The sequence below is a fragment of the Methylovulum psychrotolerans genome (assembly GCF_002209385.1).
In the GTDB taxonomy this organism is placed as follows: domain Bacteria; phylum Pseudomonadota; class Gammaproteobacteria; order Methylococcales; family Methylomonadaceae; genus Methylovulum; species Methylovulum psychrotolerans.
This window is the reverse complement of sequence record NZ_CP022129.1, coordinates 4,742,490-4,759,463: the sequence shown is the minus strand read 5'-3', so window position 1 is coordinate 4,759,463 and position 16,974 is coordinate 4,742,490. Positions and strand designations below refer to the sequence as shown.

The 16,974-nt window shown below is 48.1% G+C and carries 20 protein-coding genes and 1 pseudogene; 6 read left to right on the top strand and 15 right to left on the bottom strand.

Annotated features, from left to right (window positions below; translation table 11 throughout):
- Positions 1–803 precede the first annotated feature (803 nt).
- From CEK71_RS21470 to CEK71_RS21445, 6 genes are all read left to right on the top strand, one after another.
- A complete protein-coding gene (locus CEK71_RS21470) occupies positions 804–2,567 on the top strand; it encodes an alkyl/aryl-sulfatase (protein WP_269766586.1) in 1,764 nt (587 codons plus the stop codon).
- 58 nt (positions 2,568–2,625) lie between these two features.
- Positions 2,626–2,823, top strand: a complete 198-nt coding sequence (locus tag CEK71_RS21465; protein WP_088621292.1) for a hypothetical protein — start codon at positions 2,626–2,628, stop codon at positions 2,821–2,823.
- Positions 2,824–3,154: 331 nt separating this feature from the next.
- Positions 3,155–4,009: a rod shape-determining protein MreC gene (gene mreC, locus CEK71_RS21460; RefSeq protein ID WP_232463844.1), complete on the top strand. Its 855-nt coding sequence runs from the start codon at positions 3,155–3,157 to the stop codon at positions 4,007–4,009.
- Entirely contained in the window at positions 4,002–4,484 is a 483-nt protein-coding gene (gene mreD, locus CEK71_RS21455; RefSeq protein ID WP_088621290.1) for a rod shape-determining protein MreD, read from the top strand. The genes mreC and mreD overlap by 8 nt, the downstream gene beginning before the upstream one ends.
- A gap of 7 nt (positions 4,485–4,491) precedes the next feature.
- Entirely contained in the window at positions 4,492–6,405 is a 1,914-nt protein-coding gene (gene mrdA, locus CEK71_RS21450; RefSeq protein ID WP_088621289.1) for a penicillin-binding protein 2, read from the top strand.
- 36 nt (positions 6,406–6,441) lie between these two features.
- Entirely contained in the window at positions 6,442–7,833 is a 1,392-nt protein-coding gene (locus tag CEK71_RS21445) for an AmpG family muropeptide MFS transporter (protein ID WP_198328378.1), read from the top strand.
- Between the two features lie 35 nt (positions 7,834–7,868).
- On the opposite strand, the gene CEK71_RS21440 is transcribed toward CEK71_RS21445, so the two are convergent.
- From CEK71_RS21440 to CEK71_RS21370, 15 genes and pseudogenes are all read right to left on the bottom strand, one after another.
- Positions 7,869–8,153: a hypothetical protein gene (locus CEK71_RS21440; RefSeq protein WP_088621288.1), complete on the bottom strand. Its 285-nt coding sequence runs from the start codon at positions 8,151–8,153 to the stop codon at positions 7,869–7,871.
- Positions 8,146–8,484: an IS3 family transposase gene (locus CEK71_RS21435; protein ID WP_157679549.1), complete on the bottom strand. Its 339-nt coding sequence runs from the start codon at positions 8,482–8,484 to the stop codon at positions 8,146–8,148. The genes CEK71_RS21440 and CEK71_RS21435 overlap by 8 nt, the downstream gene beginning before the upstream one ends.
- A 59-nt stretch (positions 8,485–8,543) precedes the next feature.
- Positions 8,544–8,855, bottom strand: a complete 312-nt coding sequence (locus tag CEK71_RS21430; RefSeq protein ID WP_088621286.1) for a transposase — start codon at positions 8,853–8,855, stop codon at positions 8,544–8,546.
- A 50-nt stretch (positions 8,856–8,905) separates the two neighbouring features.
- Positions 8,906–9,622, bottom strand: a complete 717-nt coding sequence (locus CEK71_RS21425) for a hypothetical protein (RefSeq protein WP_157679547.1) — start codon at positions 9,620–9,622, stop codon at positions 8,906–8,908.
- Between the two features lie 204 nt (positions 9,623–9,826).
- Positions 9,827–10,345, bottom strand: a complete 519-nt coding sequence (locus CEK71_RS21420) for a hypothetical protein (protein ID WP_088621284.1) — start codon at positions 10,343–10,345, stop codon at positions 9,827–9,829.
- Between the two features lie 22 nt (positions 10,346–10,367).
- A complete protein-coding gene (locus CEK71_RS21415; RefSeq protein ID WP_157679545.1) occupies positions 10,368–10,961 on the bottom strand; it encodes a hypothetical protein in 594 nt (197 codons plus the stop codon).
- Positions 10,922–11,329: a hypothetical protein gene (locus CEK71_RS21410; RefSeq protein WP_198328376.1), complete on the bottom strand. Its 408-nt coding sequence runs from the start codon at positions 11,327–11,329 to the stop codon at positions 10,922–10,924. The genes CEK71_RS21415 and CEK71_RS21410 overlap by 40 nt, the downstream gene beginning before the upstream one ends.
- Before the next feature lie 317 nt (positions 11,330–11,646).
- On the bottom strand, positions 11,647–12,057 hold the full coding sequence (locus tag CEK71_RS21405) for a DMP19 family protein (RefSeq protein WP_088621281.1): 411 nt from the start codon (positions 12,055–12,057) through the stop codon (positions 11,647–11,649).
- Positions 12,058–12,103: 46 nt separating this feature from the next.
- Entirely contained in the window at positions 12,104–12,325 is a 222-nt protein-coding gene (locus CEK71_RS21400; protein ID WP_088621280.1) for a hypothetical protein, read from the bottom strand.
- Complete coding sequence (locus CEK71_RS21395; protein WP_088621279.1) at positions 12,322–13,065, bottom strand: hypothetical protein; 744 nt, start codon at positions 13,063–13,065, stop codon at positions 12,322–12,324. The genes CEK71_RS21400 and CEK71_RS21395 overlap by 4 nt, the downstream gene beginning before the upstream one ends.
- Positions 13,066–13,129: 64 nt before the next feature.
- Positions 13,130–13,351, bottom strand: a complete 222-nt coding sequence (locus CEK71_RS22965) for a hypothetical protein (RefSeq protein ID WP_157679541.1) — start codon at positions 13,349–13,351, stop codon at positions 13,130–13,132.
- 154 nt (positions 13,352–13,505) lie between these two features.
- A pseudogene (locus tag CEK71_RS21385) lies at positions 13,506–14,124 on the bottom strand (IS3 family transposase); the annotation flags it as partial.
- A gap of 505 nt (positions 14,125–14,629) precedes the next feature.
- A complete protein-coding gene (locus CEK71_RS21380) occupies positions 14,630–15,844 on the bottom strand; it encodes a tyrosine-type recombinase/integrase (RefSeq protein ID WP_088621276.1) in 1,215 nt (404 codons plus the stop codon).
- A 547-nt stretch (positions 15,845–16,391) separates the two neighbouring features.
- Positions 16,392–16,583 carry a hypothetical protein gene (locus CEK71_RS21375; RefSeq protein ID WP_088621275.1) on the bottom strand — a complete coding sequence of 64 codons (192 nt, stop codon included), beginning with the start codon at positions 16,581–16,583 and terminating at the stop codon, positions 16,392–16,394.
- Between the two features lies 1 nt (position 16,584).
- The gene (locus CEK71_RS21370) at positions 16,585–16,905 is read right to left on the bottom strand and encodes a hypothetical protein (protein ID WP_088621274.1); all 321 of its coding nucleotides are present in this window, start codon (positions 16,903–16,905) and stop codon (positions 16,585–16,587) included.
- Positions 16,906–16,974 lie beyond the last annotated feature (69 nt).

The window sequence follows — 16,974 nt, the reverse complement described above, 5'->3', positions numbered from 1 at the left end:
TAGGCTGACGGAGCCACGCATCGGTCGTATCCGCACCATGCTTCACATACATGGCAGACAAGGACTAAAGGTACTGCACCTCTCCCCACGCGCTCCCTGTCGAAGTATGGCGGTATCTCTGCGAGGATTTCTCCAACATGCAACTTAACCAACCTATACAACTACTCTCAACGCTCCGCTTTTGTGGGATTCCCCTGTAACGGTTCAGCTCCTGCTTCTCAGCTTTCACTATCGCTACGATGCACCAGTGACACTTATTCCCTCCACATGCACCGCATATCTTCCTTAAAAAGGATGCACAGAAGCTGATAAGGCTCGAATACTGTCTATGTATTGCTTATTGGATGAACGAGAGTCAGGTAACGAAAGACTTTTTACTGATACAATGCTTGCCATTTTTTATCAATTTGATAGAATTTGAAAAGCGGTACAAGCCGAAAGGTGAAATCATAACGGTCGTCAAACCTTATGATCTTCGTTACTTGATGCTCGAACATTAAATAACTGCGTACCACCAAATTTAAGACAAAACCCCTCTAAGTTGCAAGACTCAGAGGGGTTTTTCTTTAGGTTTTAACAAAATTTTTATTTTTCTCTCCTACTAACTCATGCCCAATAAGGACTGCGTAGTTTTAATAAAAACAGGTATATTCTTGTAAAATATTATTTTATGATTCCATCATAAAAAATGATGGCTGTTATTATAATATTTGAATTGAAAAGCTTCTATTAATTCAACACATATCAAAAATAGTATAGACAAGGAAATCAACATTTATGGATATTTTGAAGAAGGAAAGACAATGAAAGGTAAATTTTTAACGGTTTCATTGATGTTTATTTTGCCATTTTCTGTTTTTGCAGCAAATGGACAAGTCGAAAAAGCGGTCATTGAATCAAATAATGCGTATAAAACGAAATATAATTTAGACGATATGACAGAGTTTAATTATGCGCAAAAAGGCTTTATTGCCAAGCCAACAGGTCAAATTAAAAGTGAAAAAGGCAATGTGATCTGGGATTTTGATGCGTTTAATTTTTTAAATGATCCAGCACCAAATACTGTTAATCCTGCACTATGGCGACAAGCAAAGCTCAACAATAATGTTGGTCTATTTAAAGTGACAGATCGAGTTTGGCAAATTCGTGGTTTTGATTTGGCAAATATGACCATTATTCAGGGTGATACTGGCTGGATTATTGTGGATACATTAACCTCTAAAGAAACGGCTGAAGCAGCACTTAAATTTGCTAGGCAGCATTTAGGTGAGCAAAAAATTTCAGCCATTATCTTTACCCATAGCCATATCGATCATTTTGGTGGTGCATTAGGCGTTCTTTCTACAGAAGAAATTAACGCTAGAAAAACCCCAATTATTGCGCCACAAGGCTTTATGGAAGAAGCGACCAGTGAAAATTTGATGGCAGGTTCAGCCATGATACGTCGTGCGACTTATATGTATGGAACTTTTCTACCTAAAAATGCGGAAGGATTGGTGGATACAGGTTTAGGTAAGGCTGTTGCTGTGGGAAAAATGGGCATCCTTGAGCCTACACAACTGATCACTCAACCAGAACAGAAAATGACGGTTGATGGCTTGGATTTTGTGTTTTATAACGTGCCGGGTTCAGAAGCACCAGCAGAATTAACGTTCTCTATCCCATCATTGAAACTTTATAACGGCGCAGAAATTCTATCTCATACCATGCATAATCTTTATACCCTTCGGGGTGCTAAAGTCCGTGATCCCTTAAAATGGGTGGGCTATCTAGACCAAGCAATGCAGCATGCCAAAGCATCCGATGTATTGATTGCACAGCATCATTGGCCTGTCTGGGGCAATGACAATATTCAAGATTTTATTAAAACCCAGCGAGATGTTTATAAGTTCACGCATGATCAGACGGTGAGATATATGAACTCTGGTTTTAATGGCGCTGAAATTGCCGAAAAAATTAAGCTTCCAGCGGCACTTGATCAAAAACTATATGCTCATGGCTATTATGGAACCCTAAAACATAATGTAAAAGCAGTATACCAATATTATATGGGATGGTTCGATGCCCATCCTTCCAATTTAGATCCATTACCCCCTAAAGCTGTTGCAAAAAAATATATTGAGTTAGCAGGTGGGGAGAACAATGCATTGAAAAATGCGCGGGATGCCTACGCTCAAGCTGACTATAGATGGGCTGCCGAGATTTTAAAACATATTGTGTTGAATAACCCTCAAAACCAACAAGCAAAAGACTTATTGGCGAATACTTATCGTCAATTGGGCTATGCTGCTGAGGCTTCAACTTGGCGTAATTTCTTTTTGGTGGGCGCTCAAGAGCTACAAAATAATGTACCCCTACAAAATACTTCTGATCCGAGTGATTTATTGATTCATACACCAACTGAAAGATTTCTTGAAGCTATGGCGACAAATTTAGATGTGGAAAATTTAAAAAATGAAAACCAGTGTATCAATCTGGTTTTGTCGGATACCCAAGAGAATTTTTCATTATGGGTTGAAAACTGGGGAGGGGGACGGATTCCATTGCAAATTGTTGTTTTTACTTAATTAAAATACTAATCCAATATCTAGTGGCTAAGTTGCTTATTCTAATATTAAAAACTTGATGATCGAGTATAAACTATTACAACAGCTTCCCTATCGGCAACCACCAAAGCCCGATAGAGTGGGTTGCTCGCGGCCTATCCGTTACCCCGATAGTGAAAATGCCGAAGGGGTGGCGTTTGCCGATATCGAAGATGCGGCGGTGTTCGGTAAGCAATTAAGAACCGCTGCTTGGCAAAGCAAACAAGATGGGCAATGATTAACCATTCTGCGCTATACAGCCTCCGGCGTTAAACAAACGACAGGCTAATGTTGGTACACTCGGCTGGCTATCGTGCAATGGCTGAAGGCGATTGCACTCCGTTCGGGATGGGCTTCCGAGCGGTGTTTAGCCATTGCCCAGGGCTTGCCTTACTTCGCCACGTTTAACTGAAAATACCCCCCATACTGCCCCCAACGTGCCGCCCTAGCATCGCAACTGGATGCCCCAAGGCTTGCCGAGCTACCCTAAACGGCCACCCAACCGCCTTATATTGAGGACTGCGACTATAAAACTGTTATTTGCCACCGGCCCTTCCATCAATACCCGCCTGCTGGTCGCGGTTATTGCCTCGGTCGCCTTATTGGTCACCGAGCAACGGGGCGGGCAGCGGCTGGATTTTTTACGCGCCGGCTTATCGCTGTTGATCGAGCCGCTGAAACACTTGGTCGATATGCCCAGTGCGATGGTCACGCAGACCACCGAGTCGATGAGTTCCTATACCGTGCTGAAAAAAGACAATGAGCGGCTGCGTGAAGAACAACTGATCCAGCAAACCCGCCTGCTGAAACTGGAAGCCTTAGAAAAGGAAAATATCCGCTTGCGGGCCTTGCTGGAAAATTCTTTTAAGCTGGGCGAACAAGTGCTGATTGCCGAGCTGTTGTCGATTAAAATGGCCCCTTACGAACATATTCTGGTGGTTAATAAAGGCACGCGTTTTGGCGTACACCCCCAGCAACCCGTCCTCGATGCCAATGGCGTGGTCGGGCAAGTGTTCCGCGCCTTGCCCTTAAGCTCGGAGATTATGCTCATTACCGACCCCAACCACGCCATCCCCGTACAGGTCAACCGCAACGGTCTGTTGACCATTGCCGTCGGCAGCGGCGAGCTGAATCGCCTGTTATTGCCGTTTTTGCCCAGCAATGCCGACATCCGCCCCGGCGATTTGCTGATTACCTCCGGTTTAGGCGGTACCTTCCCGCAAGGCTATCCAGTGGCGACCGTGGATGAGTTCACCACCCAGCCTAACAAGGCCTTCGCCAGCATCACCGCGACTCCGACCGCCAAACTCGACCGCAACCGTGAGCTGATGATTGTCTGGAGCAAAACCATGCCCGTACCGCTTATCAATAAATCGGACGCGCCAGAACCCACCCCATCGGCCACCGAGCAGCATCATGACTAACACTTACGGCTTTGGCCGCATTCTCATCAGCATCGGTGTCGCCATGTGCTTGCGCATCGCTCCGCTGCCCTTCCATCTGGACATTTACAACCCCGATTGGGTGCTGATGGTGCTGATTTATTGGTCGATCGGCTTCCCGGAGCGGGTGGGCATTTTCCACGCTTGGAGCTTCGGCCTGTTGACCGATGTGCTGACCGGGCGCTTACTAGGCCAATATGCCTTGGCGTATTCGTTGGTGATCTATATTTGCCTGAAACTGCACAAACGCCTGCGCCATTTCCCGTTGTTGCAACAGGAACTGTTCATCTTCGCCTGCCTGCTGTTGTCGCAACTATTGCTGTTTTTGATTAAAAACCTCCAGCATCCGGCACAATTGCACGGCGATTTTTGGTGGCCGGTACTCAGCGGCACCCTTTGCTGGCCTTTCGTCTACCTTACGTTGCGCTTTGTGCGCTTGTCCAAACCTGTTAACTGATCCCGCCATGTTACCCATGTACTCGGCGACCGACCACACGGCGGGGAACCGTCTGTTTATCCGGCGCATTATCGCCGCTTTAGTCCTTATCACGCTGCTCAGCGCGGCGTTAGTGGTGCGGCTGGTGTATCTGCAAATTGTCGGCCATGAGCTGTACGCCTCCAAAGCCAAAGAAAACAGCGTCAAGATCACCCCGATGGTGCCGACACGCGGCATCATTTACGACCGCAACGGCAAAATCCTCGCCGACAACACGCCGTCTTACAGTTTAGACCTTATCCCCGAACAAATCACCGATATGGCGGCGACCTTGCAGCGCCTGCAACAGCTTTTGGACATCAGCCCCGATAAGATCGAACTGTTTGAAAAACAACGCAAGCGGCAAAAACGCTTTACCAGCATCCCGCTGCTGCTGAACATGAACGATGACGAACTGGCGAAATTTGCCGTGGTCAGGCCGTATTTCCCCGGCGTAGACATCCATACCCACTTGGTGCGCCACTACCCCTACGGCGATTTGGCGGCGCACGTCGTCGGCTATGTCGGGCGGATTAACGAAGAGGAAATGAAGACGCTGCCCATGTCCGAGTATCGCGGCTCCACGCATTTGGGCAAGCTGGGCATAGAAAGCAGTTATGAAAAAGAGCTGCACGGCAAAACCGGTTATGCGGAAATCGAGACCAACGTCCAGGCCCGCTCTTTGAATACCTTAAGCGAGAATGCTCCCGAACCGGGCGCAAACCTGTACCTGACCTTGGACATTGACTTGCAAAAAACCGCCTTTGACGCACTGGCAGGCTATAACGGTGCGGTCGTGGCGATAGACATCAAAACCGGCGGGGTGCTGGTGTTTGCCAGCCGTCCGGGCTTTGACCCTAACCCGTTCGTGGTCGGCATCAGCAACGACACCTATAAAGCCCTGAGCGAATCCGATGACCAACCGCTGTATAACCGCGCTTTGCGCGGCCTGTACCCGCCCGGCTCCACCATCAAGCCTTTTGTCGCCTTGGCGGGGCTGGAAGAGGGGGCGATCAGCGCCCAGCAAAAGCTGTTTTGCCCCGGCTACTACCAAATCCCCGGCTCCACCCACAAATACCGCGACTGGCGCAAAGGCGGGCATGGCTCGGTGAATATGAGCCAAGCCATCACCCAATCTTGTGACGTGTATTTTTATCGCCTCGCCAGCATCCTCGGCATAGACCGGATGCACGGGTTTTTGGAAAAGTTCGGCTTCGGCGAAAAATCAGGCATAGACTTAAGCGGGGAAAAAGCCGGCCTGCTGCCGTCCAAACAATGGAAACAAGACCATAGGAATCGTGAATGGGCCTTAGGCGAAACCTTAATCACCGGCATCGGCCAAGGCTTTTTGCAAGTCACGCCCTTACAGTTGGCCAGGGCGACCGCCACCCTCGCCAACCGGGGTGACATCGTCAACCCGTTTTTGGTCGATAAAATCGTCTCGGCCACCTATATAGGCCCGCCGCCGCACCCGCCGCAACAGGCGCTGGCGTTAAAATCCGCCAACCTTAACAGTGTCATTGACGGTATGATTAACGTCGTCAATAGCGAACACGGCACGGCGAAAAGCATAGGCCGGAACATACCCTACCAAATCGCGGGCAAAACTGGTACGGCGCAGGTGTTCAACATCAAGCAAAACGCTAAATATAACGAACACAGCATCGACTTTAAATTGCGCGACCACGCCTTGTTTATCGCTTTTGCACCTGTCGGCGACCCGCAAATCGCCATCGCTGTCATCGCCGAAAACGGTGGCCACGGCGGCTCTGTCGCCGCCCCCATCGCCGCGCAGGTGATTAAGCAATATATGCGGGAAAAGCTCAAAAAACCGGAGCCGGAACCCAGTGAAGCCAAGCCTGTAGAAGAAACGGCTAACCCGCCGCCGCAGCGGGAAGATTAAGGGAGCGCGGGCATCTTGCCCGCAAGGGCGGGCAAGATGCCCGCGCCCCAAGACAAGAAAATCGCCGCCGTCCCTTACATCTCCCTTAGAATAGGTGCCAGCCCCGCCAACTACCCCCTTAAGCCCCCTATGAAAACATCCCTATTCACCGACCGGATCTTCAACCGCCGCTTACTTATCTGCATCTTAACCGGGTTTTCCTCAGGCTTGCCGCTGTACATTCTGATTAACCTGTTCGCGGCGTGGTTCCATAGCGCGGGCATCGACCTGAAAACCATCGGCCTACTGACCTTAATCCAGCTGCCCTACACTTGGAAGTTTTTATGGTCGCCGCTTTGTGACCGTTATTCCTTAGGCATAGGGCGGCGGCGGTCGTGGATGTTGCTAACCCAATTGGGTTTGCTGGCGATTTTGCCTATTTTTGGCTGGCTGTCGCCGCAAGATGATTTGCGCCTGATTATCGGCTTAGCGGTGGCGGTGGCGTTTTTGTCGGCCAGCCAAGACATCGCCATTGACGCTTTCCGGCGCGAATTGCTGCACGAGTCCGAGCAAGGGCTGGGCAGTGTCATCCATGTCAATGCTTATAAACTGGCCAGCCTCATCCCCGGCTCCTTATCGCTGGTACTGGCCGACCATGTCTCTTGGCAAGTAGTCTATAGCGTCACCGCCCTGTTCATGCTGCCGGGCATCGCCTTAAGCCTGTGCATGACGGAACCGGTAACTTCGGTATACGCGCCGAAAACCTTACGCGCAGCGATTGTCGAACCCTTCCACGAATTTTTTCAACGCCAAGGCCTAAAAAACGCCCTGCTGATTTTGGCATTTATCTTCCTTTACAAACTCGGCGACACCATGGCCAGTGCCTTGCTGACCCCGTTTTATTTGGACTTGGGCTTTAGCAAAACCGAAATCGGCATTGTTGCCAAAAACGCCGGGTTATGGGCAAGCATCGCGGGGGGGATTTTCGGCGGCGTGTGGCTGGTGTATATCGGCCTTAACCGCGCTTTATGGATTTTTGGCCTGTTACAGGCTTTGGTGATTTTAGGCTTTGCTTGGCTGGCGACCACCGATCATAGCCTAGGCAGTTTGGCCTTGGTCATCGCCTTAGAAAGCTTCGGCATGGGCTTAGGCACAGCGGCGTTCGTCGCCTTTGTCGCCACCACCACCCACCCGGTCTACGCCGCCACCCAATTCGCCTTATTCACCAGCCTTGCCGCCACGCCCCGCACCCTCGCCAATGCCTTGGCCGGGTATTTTGTCGAAGGCGGCGATATTAGTGTGTTTAGTGTCGTGCTATTCCACATCAACGCCCTAGGCTGGCAGCACTTCTACTGGCTTTGCTTCGCCTTGGCGCTGCCGGGTATGTTATTGCTGTTTTATATTGCCCCGTGGCATAAGACGGCTAAGGGGTTTGCTGAGGGGGAATGAGTGGGGGAGGCTGAATAGTATGGAAATTAGCCTTTTCAAGAATGGGTTCCTTTATCAAAGGGACGCTGTTGACATGCTTCTTTAACCATTTCGTTTAGCCATTTTGAATCAATGGCAAATTTTTTAAACGCCAAAAACGGGGCTTTTGGATCATTAGTGTCCCTTATAAATTTATTGACGATTGTCCGAATACCCATGGCTTGATCTTGTTGGCGAGCATTTTCCAGCAATACCGCCTTAATATCCTTTTTAAACGTATCAAGCAGCGTCCTTCTTTCATCATTCAGCTCAGGGCGGTCTAGCTTGCAGGTGTTAACCAATTATAGGAAATCCCCCGGCTCTGCCGGGGAGACAGCAAAAGTTTGACATTAAGAGGAGTCCATCAGGACACTTGAAATCGTGAACCGCCAAGTACACGATTGAGGAGAATCCTGATGAACTTAACTCGGCCATCACCCGCCGGGCCTTATAACGGCCTACGGGAAATCCTGCTTTTTTCAGCCCGTCCGACAGCCGCCGCGACCCATACGAACGCTTGGAGGCATCAAATAACGTTTGTGCGCGTTCCCTAAGCTTTTGTTTTTCTAATATCTTACCAGTATCTGTCGGCTGTTTTGCCCAATCATAATAGGCGCTGGTGCTGACGGACATCACTTTGCATAATACGGTGACAGGATAAGTCTTCTGTTGCCCTTGGATGAATCCGTACCTCACCCGAGTTCTTTCGCAAAGAAGACTGCGGCCTTTTTTATTATTTCGCGCTCCATCCGCAACTGCTCGTTTTCTTTGCGCAGCCGTACTAGCTCGTTGTGATCCGCCAGATTCATTGCCTGGGCTTTGGCACCAGCAACGGCGGGTTGGGGCTGTTCGGCCCTGACCCAACGCCCCAAAGCGCTTAACGACACCCCTAAGCTATCTGCCGCCTGTTGGTGGGTATAGCCTTTCTCAAGCACCAATTTGGCCGCATCTTGCTTAAATTCCAGAGTAAATTTAGGTTTTTTGACTTTATCTGTTTTGCTCATTTTTCACCTCTGCTGACATTATAATATGCCTTTGGAAGTGTCCGGCTTTATTAGACCATTTCAAGCCTTGCCTTACCCATAAAACGATGTACATCACCCAATTTGGTGGGCTGCTTTTTGGCGTCGCCGAAACTGGGCTGGAGCCGTAACGGCAATTCGGCAGCTTCCGGCAAAGTCACTTGGATATCGAATAGCTTATCCTGTAGCACCCTGTCGGCTTCGGCAAAACCATACGCCATATAGCTACGGTTTCCGTCCAGCATGAATAGCTCATGCGAGGAAGGCAAGGAATATTTTTCTTTAATGAGAGAGGTTGCCGCTTTAATGATGGGGTCAACTTCTGCATGTGGCCCGGCGGCGGCAAGCAAAGCGTCACCTGTGGTTATAGAGTCAAACCAAGGCAACACAAATTTATCAAATACTTTCAAGAAAGCCACCAAAGAAGCTTTCGCTTCCTCCTCATCTTTAATTGTCCAAAGATCTTTCCATTCCGCCCAAGCATCACCCCAATTAGGAAATTTTGCTCTTATCGCATTACATTTTTCTGGAGGCATCGTTTGATCGGTTTCAAATTCAGGTACCCAAACATGGCACCATAATCTCATTCTTTCCTTAGAAGAAAGTATTTGGGAACCTACCAGATCGCAGATGCCGTTATTTTTTATACGAACAAAATTAAAAGTCCGGTAGTGATTAAAGCCTCTTGCTTTCATCGCGGGGATAAAAAATTCCTTTCCATATTGAGCCATTTGTAAATAAGTTGTCATTTTATACGCCTTGAATGTTTATTGACATTTCAAATAATCCGACATCGTCATTAGGTGTGCATATATTTTTTAAAATTTTTAAGCAGAAACCGTCATTCCGGCAATCCCTGCCGGAATGACGGTTTCTATATTTTGTGGCGAAAATATAAGGCCGCTAGTTTTACAAAAATTTATGTTAAAAAAATTTTCACATCTACTTATATTTTATTTTCGTGTGTGAAACATATTTAACCAACGACCAAATGATCTGCCCAAAAGGCATTGAGCGCCTCCCCATAAGTGCTTTTGTGCGACCACCTTATATTTTTTGCCATCGAAACTCAGTATTCTGGCTTGTAGTTTATATTGCAGGGAATAATTCTCCTCAAGCAAAGTGGGGGCATCGTTAAGTATCCCCGAAACCTGTTCTATCAAATATTCCATTGCATTTACCGCGATGGCCAAGGCAATTTCTTGTTCCGCCTTATCTAGCGAGGCAAGAGCGTCATAAGAGCCGCGCTTCATTGTCCCCAATTTCGAACGGAATTGAGGATCATCCACTAGCAGACGAAGGTAAGCCTCAATATCGTCACGGCACTGAAAAAGCTCACATCCTAGGAAATCAAACAAGTTTTGCTGAAGGTTGTCAGAATCAGCAAGCAGTTCCGCAACGGATTTTGGATAATGTGGACGCGACCATAACGAAAAAGGTTTTACATTTGGATCTGGGAAATTCTGGTTCATTGGCGGGATCCTTTTGCTGTTATCATTTTTTGAGACCTGCTTGGCTAGGAAATTCAAACCCGATAAGCTGGCGGTAGGGGTGCAAGCGGGGTTCCAGCATGGCCAACATCTCTTCCTTAACACCGCCCGGATACTCCCCTAACTCCATAGAATCGCGGATCGCAATAACCAACCATTCCATGCTGGGTAACCGACAGATTTCTAGGGCAACCTTCGTACGGAAGCGGAGCACTTCGGCATAGCGCTCCATATCAACGAAAGGGACAAACCGGGCAGCGACAGGGTATAAGGAAATAAGCCCCTTGAGACCAAAACGGGGGTCTAGGCTAGCGGCTAACTGGGTAATGGATGTGGCATTGTCAAGCTGGCGTGCTTGTTCATATAACCAAGCCCGCCCGTCGGCATTTTTCTGCATGATGTGTTCGGCCAACAGTTTATGGTGGACGGTATTGTCAAGATCGCCGATGCTATCCTTTAAATACCGCTCAGGATAAGGGGACACAGAACCGTCACCGAAGCACTTTGCCTGTGCCTCAAAGTGCGCTTGCACCGCTTCACGGTCAACTGCCGGAACGATTATAGATTTATGGCCGTCAAAGGCCAAATGAAAACCCATGGTGCGTTATTGGGAAAAAACGCATAACTGCCCCCCCAGCCACCAAACACCCCCCGCGCAAAACCTGATTTTTTCTTATGCCCCGCCTGTCGGCTTAAGCGTGTCAATACCGAATTAACGTATTTTATTCTTTCGTCATCGTAACTGCGGCAAAACGCATGTTCGGCCATCAGCAAACTAGTATAAATGTCAAAATCCCAAAAAACCTGATCCGGTGGTGCGTACAGGTTAAGGGCGTAAGCGTCCAAATCTGGAATAGCTGTCCAATAAAGTACGATGCCCGCCTGACGGAAAGCCCTTATGCCCTCAGGACACCCGCTCTTACCCAATTCTTTTATGGAAATTTCAATGGTCATTAGAGGTTTCATATTAAGGTTTTCCGTCTCGTGTACACCACGGTAAAGAAATTCTGAGACCCGATACATAATCGGGTTTTTCTTTTTTAAACACCTCTTTGATTGTGGGTATCCCTTTATCCTACCAACCATTTCCAACGTATAGGCTCTCCAGTGCCTTTGCGATAGAATTGCGTCCATCTTCGGTTTGTGCAATTTTTAAAACTTCTGCTTGGCGGTGCCGACCAAGCATTGTATAGGCCCATTGTTCAGCAGCATTAATAGTTAGCCACAATTTCTCCATAGCGTTATAAGGCGCAATACGCTAACGCTATTGCGCCCTACGCGGGCTAGAGGTACAGGTTAAGCTTAGTAATGAAAGATATAGCTAGTGTTTCAAGTTTCGGCATTAACAAATTTAGTTCATTATGTTGAGTATCAAAAGGGTCTTTTCCTCGTTTAAACTCTGGCAATTCTGATATAGTATTTATTCGTGATATTCGATTTCCATGAATTTTGCCACTATACTGAATTTCAACTTTTTTGAGCCACTCTAAACCTTCTGTAAAATTTGATAACTCAAAAAGTGATACAAGGTCGGGTAAAGAATCCGCTGAACTATTCATAAGATAGCCAGTTAGCCCATTATTTTCGAATTCTAAAAACAAATAAAATATTGCCAATATCCCTTGAGCGGATTTTGACTTATCCGCTAACAATTTTACTTGATTATTTGCGACAATTTCAGTCCAGTTTGTCATTGTAAAATCACCCCTTTATTCTGAAGTCTGAATGCATTTCTTGCCATCAAAACAATTTCAGTTGCGTGCCGTTGTTGTAGTCGAGCAGCTGGCCGCCTTGGGACTGGACGAGGGCGGCACTGTCGAGGACTTCAAGGCGGCTGGTGGTGCCGGTTGGTCGGCGAATTTGACGTTGAGCGGTGGCACTATGAAGGCGGTGCATTAATAGGGCAACCGTAAAATCAATGCAAAAGCGACCGTTTTTTTTAAAATGGTTAGGGTTTATCAAACATGATCATCGTTATGAGGCCATTTTAATATTTCCTCCTCCACATTGCACAACATGACCTGATGGTCGTATTCTTCATCGTCCTGTTGATGATGGTCTTGTTTATATTGTTCAATGATGGCCTTCATACGATATAAGATTTTTTCGTCCTCTGAAATAACCAGTGCGTTGCGAAGGCAATCCCAGTTTGGCAACCCCCACAATATATTGATGGTTGATAATTTTTTCATGGCAGATACATGACCCAAAAAGTCCTTGCCACTATCAAATGTAAGGCCTTCAATATTTCTCCATAAATTTATAATATGACTTGCATCGTTTTTGTCTGCCGAGCGGATTTGTAAACCCGCAAAGTCACTATATGCGATCATAAATATAAAGGTTTCCAAATCATTTGGCTTAACCAAGATAATATCGTAAATACACCTATGCTTAATAAGTAGCTTAGCGGTTATTTCTAAGTTGAGCGTGATTGGAGTATCAAACAGGCCTATATCAATGAAATATTCCATTGTCGGATCAAAAAACCCTTTATCCTCAGGGTCATATACTGAAATCAAATACCATGTTTGTTGTATTGTCCACAATATTTTCGCCATGCTTATAGGGTCAGCTATAAGCCCATCTTTCATAGGCGGTTTCCAAATAAGCCCGTCGTATTGCATTATTTCACCGCCGCCCGGACAACCGCCTTTACCCAATTCCTTCAAAGCAATGTCGTGGCTGATAATGGCTGTCATTTAGGGGTTCCCGTCGCGTGTATGCCAAGGCAAAGCCATTTGTGGCATGGTGGAAGGGAGCCTGTCACGCCTTGCCGCGACTCCGCCATCGGATAAGCCTCATCAGAAATTCTTGTCCCCTATAACCGCCTCGGCCTGTGATTTCGAGAAAATCGTCAAAGTCAATTTTGGCCGGCACCGGATGCAGGGGCAAGCCCGCTTCCGCCAAAGCTTCTTTTGCCAACCGGCGCAATTTGTGCCATTCCTCGGAGTCCACAAACGATTCGTAAGTGTGGGATGGCCCCATAGACCCGGCAAGGGCAAACAGCTCGACGGCAAGGGGGCAGGGATAAAATGAATCAATCCACCCAACCTCAAACTCCCCAATGACACAAGGAAATAGAGACGCTCCATTAAACTCATACTCATACTGATGTGTCAACACTTTTCCGGACACATGGTTAAGCAGCCATTTGCTGCAATTCGTAGTCTACAGGCGACAAATAGCCATTGGCTGAATGCCGCCGCTCTCTGTTGTAAAAGACCTCAATATATTCAAACACAGCCTGTTTTGCCGTAGAACGGGTTTGATAAGTCTCATGGTGTATCAGTTCGGTTTTGAGCGTATGGAAGAAGCTTTCTGATACGGCATTATACCCAAGGGGCAGACCCTCCCAGCAATTCCCCTTACGACTCATACTCTGGCTGATACTGTGTTGCTTTAACAGCGCACGGTGGCTTTCCGACGCATATTGGCTGCCCCGATCCGTATGCCATAACAAACCTTTGTCGGGTTTCCGCTTCCAAATAGCCACTTGTGCCCCAGAGGGTATTAACAGGGCATCGTTGACGAGCTTGGTGCGCATATGTTCCGCCATTGACCAACCGACCACTTGCCGTGAATACAGATCAATCACGACAGCCAAATATGACCGGAGGAAATCCCTTTAGGGACAACCAGCCTTCTTGGGTATGAATATAGGTAATATCGCCAACATAGACTTGATCGGGTTGACCCACCTTAAATTTACGATCCAGAAGGTTCGGTGAAATGGGCTTATCATGTTTAGAATCAGTGGTGCATCGCCGACAAGCCCGTCGCCGTTGCAAAGCCTTGATTGCAGATCAGGTAGTCTGTGTAGAGTTCTATTTTTTCTTTTTCCATCCGTCAATGATACTCTTTTTGGGATGGGGTGCGTAACATCAGTTTGTCATTTGGTTGGATCGGTGTGTCTAACATAAGGATTTTTTGGGTTTTTAGATTTACATAATTGAAATGGGTATTTCTCATCTTGGCTATAGTTGATCGGATTTTTATGTGGTTAAAAATGGGGATGGTTTTTTTATTTTCAAGAGGGAGCCGCTATTTTTGCCAAACATTTTTCTGGGATTTCTGTTGGAAAAAAACAGCAAAAATACGCGATTGCCATTGTCTAAAATTGATTCAACCCAAGCATTGGTTGAAATTTAACTTCCCATTGAATTGGTCTGCAATTGTCAGGACGGACGGACACCCCTTCTTTAAAAGGGGTGTCCGTCCGTCCTGACAAACTTTAGATGTCAGTTTATGTGCCTAATTTACATCTCACCGTATCGTACTACTAATCCGGTTAGAGACGGTGTCCGACACCTTCCTGAGCGTCTCGTCCGCCAAATGGGCATAACGGCTGGTCGTTTTGGATTGGCTATGGCCTAGCAGGTGTTGCACTTCATATAGCGAAGCACCGTTGTTGATGGCAATGGACGCATGGGTATGCCGCAGGTCATGGATACGGAAATTGCTGATCCCGGCTTTCTTCAACACCCGCCGGAAGGCTTTTTGTGGGTTGTTGATTTGCTGGCCTTTGACCTTACCCGGAAAGACATAAGGGTTGCCGGGGATTCTGGTTTGCCTTTGTAGGAGTTGGATAGCCATCGTGTTCAGGATGACATGGCGCAATTTGCCGCTTTTGCTGCGGGGGATGAACCAGACCTTTTTCTCCAAATCGACATGCTCCCATTTGGCATCCAAGGCTTCTTGCCGCCTTACCCCCGTATACAGCAACAATTCAAAAGCAGCGGCGGCGACGGGGTTTTCTTCGGTTTTTAATGCCTCGATAAACTTGCCGATTTCCTGGTCGGACAAATAGCGGTGGCGTTCGTTGTTTTCCTGATGTTTGCGGATACCCGTGGCCGGATTCTTATCGAGAAAGCCCCATTGTATGGCCAATTTGAACATGCGTTGCAGTAAGGACAAGTGGCGGTTGGCGGTGGCCGGACAGTATTTGGTTTTCAGTTGGTCATGGTAGCGTTGCAGTTCCTGTGTGGTGATTTGATCCAGCCGCCGATGTTGGAACAAAGGCAACAAATGGATCCGTAGTTTGGATTCGTCATTGCAATAGCTGCGCTTGTTGGCCTGGGCATAAGGTAAATAGTGCTGCGCCACAAATTCGCCAAAATCAGGGATACTGGCGAGTTGCTGTTTCTCTTCCTGCGGGTCGATGCCTTTGTTGACCAAGGCCTTGAGCTCATTGCAACGGATACGGGCTTCGGGCAAGGACATTGCGCCATATTCACCGACTTTGATGCCGCGTTTGCGTTTGTTGATGGTGTAGCGCAGATAGAAGAATTTCCGGCCTTGCTTGCTGACCAACAGTTTCAGGCCGACGGTTTGGGTGTCGCTGTATTCCTTTTCCCGTGCGGCGGACTCTTTCGGATTGGGCGGCAACTGTTCGATCCATTTTTTGGTGAAGACCAAGCGGGTCGTTTCCGGCGTTGATGCGGCTTTGGCGTTTTTGGTTTCTGGGTTGGTGGTTGTCATGGGTGGTTTTCCTTAACGTTTGGGATGGATGGAGGTGTCCCCGGTGCTTTGGCCAATAGTTCCGACCGGAATTTGTCCGGCGGTGACATGGGCAGGGTCACAGAGGGCAGGGTGCTATTCATTTGTTCGTATTGGGTCAGTGACTTTTCGGTATTGGCAATGGGTCAGGCGTTAAAAAAGTAAGTGATGGGTTTGGGCAAAATGCTTAAGGCTACGCAGGGTAAGGGGTTGCTGGCTACAAAGCGGGGCAAGGATTGCTGGCTAGGCTTGGTTGGCCAGAAAACGCCCGTTGGTAAAGCCGTACTGGATTTGCAATCGGAGGGGTGTGGGTTTGCCCCGTCCGTGTCCGGCAAAGCGAGGCGGGTTTAAGTAGTCCTTCGCCCTGCGTTTATTGGCCAAGCCGTCAAAACCCATCAGGCCTTGGCTCCCAAGCAGGGAACCAAGGCTGGCCAAAATAGCGAGGCAGTTTTCCGGACGCTTCCGGTCTATTTCTTGTCTTGGGCGGGTTTTCCCCAAACTGTCGGCGGAAAAACCAGCCAAAACACGTTTAGGATTGGCGTTTCAGCCAGCGAAGCACATCGTCACGGGCTGCCGACTCGGCTTCCCGTCGTGATAGGCCTGCTTCGTATTGCCGGATGCCCGCCCGTTCTTCGAACAACTCCCGTGCATTTTCATCAAGTGTTGCCGCCCAAGCCGCTATCTCAGGGTCAATAGGGATGGGGAAAGTGGATTGGCTCACGTCAATATTCCTCCGGCAATAAGAATGTCGTGGAAGAACGGTCGGCTTCGGTGATCACCCAGATTCTTGCGCCATTTGGCATGGGGTAACTGGACAGGATTCGTGAACCTTCGCTTAAGGCTTCTTGGTTGGTTTGGGCATCTTCTTCCGGGACAACGCCCCAATCGCCAGCCAAATGCCGTATCAGCAAATCCAGCGATTGGCAGCCGTTGGTTTTCATGGTGTCCAACGCGCCGGGGGTGGCCACCACTTGTCCGGGTTCGAAGAGCATGGCGGTTATTGCCACATGGATGCCTGTTTGTTCCGGCGTATCAGTATTCATTTCAGTTTGCTCCAAATAAAAACGCCGAAGGCAACTGAATGGCTTCGGCGTGGGGGTTAATGGTCATCG

Bases quoted from the DNA above. Each gene is read 5' to 3' on its own strand.
- CEK71_RS21465 (WP_088621292.1), top strand. From the start codon at position 2,626: ATGATCGAGTATAAACTATTACAACAGCTTCCCTATCGGCAACCACCA.
- CEK71_RS21420 (WP_088621284.1), bottom strand. From the start codon at position 10,345: ATGAACCAGAATTTCCCAGATCCAAATGTAAAACCTTTTTCGTTATGG.
- CEK71_RS21405 (WP_088621281.1), bottom strand. From the start codon at position 12,057: ATGACAAACTGGACTGAAATTGTCGCAAATAATCAAGTAAAATTGTTA.
- CEK71_RS21445 (WP_198328378.1), top strand. From the start codon at position 6,442: ATGCCCGCGCCCCAAGACAAGAAAATCGCCGCCGTCCCTTACATCTCC.
- CEK71_RS21415 (WP_157679545.1), bottom strand. From the start codon at position 10,961: ATGGGTTTTCATTTGGCCTTTGACGGCCATAAATCTATAATCGTTCCG.
- CEK71_RS21435 (WP_157679549.1), bottom strand. From the start codon at position 8,484: ATGTCCGTCAGCACCAGCGCCTATTATGATTGGGCAAAACAGCCGACA.
- mrdA (WP_088621289.1), top strand. From the start codon at position 4,492: ATGTTACCCATGTACTCGGCGACCGACCACACGGCGGGGAACCGTCTG.
- CEK71_RS22965 (WP_157679541.1), bottom strand. From the start codon at position 13,351: ATGGGGCCATCCCACACTTACGAATCGTTTGTGGACTCCGAGGAATGG.
- mreD (WP_088621290.1), top strand. From the start codon at position 4,002: ATGACTAACACTTACGGCTTTGGCCGCATTCTCATCAGCATCGGTGTC.
- CEK71_RS21470 (WP_269766586.1), top strand. From the start codon at position 804: ATGAAAGGTAAATTTTTAACGGTTTCATTGATGTTTATTTTGCCATTT.
- CEK71_RS21370 (WP_088621274.1), bottom strand. From the start codon at position 16,905: ATGAATACTGATACGCCGGAACAAACAGGCATCCATGTGGCAATAACC.
- CEK71_RS21425 (WP_157679547.1), bottom strand. From the start codon at position 9,622: ATGACAACTTATTTACAAATGGCTCAATATGGAAAGGAATTTTTTATC.
- CEK71_RS21395 (WP_088621279.1), bottom strand. From the start codon at position 13,065: ATGACAGCCATTATCAGCCACGACATTGCTTTGAAGGAATTGGGTAAA.
- CEK71_RS21380 (WP_088621276.1), bottom strand. From the start codon at position 15,844: ATGACAACCACCAACCCAGAAACCAAAAACGCCAAAGCCGCATCAACG.
- CEK71_RS21430 (WP_088621286.1), bottom strand. From the start codon at position 8,855: ATGAGCAAAACAGATAAAGTCAAAAAACCTAAATTTACTCTGGAATTT.
- CEK71_RS21410 (WP_198328376.1), bottom strand. From the start codon at position 11,329: ATGAAACCTCTAATGACCATTGAAATTTCCATAAAAGAATTGGGTAAG.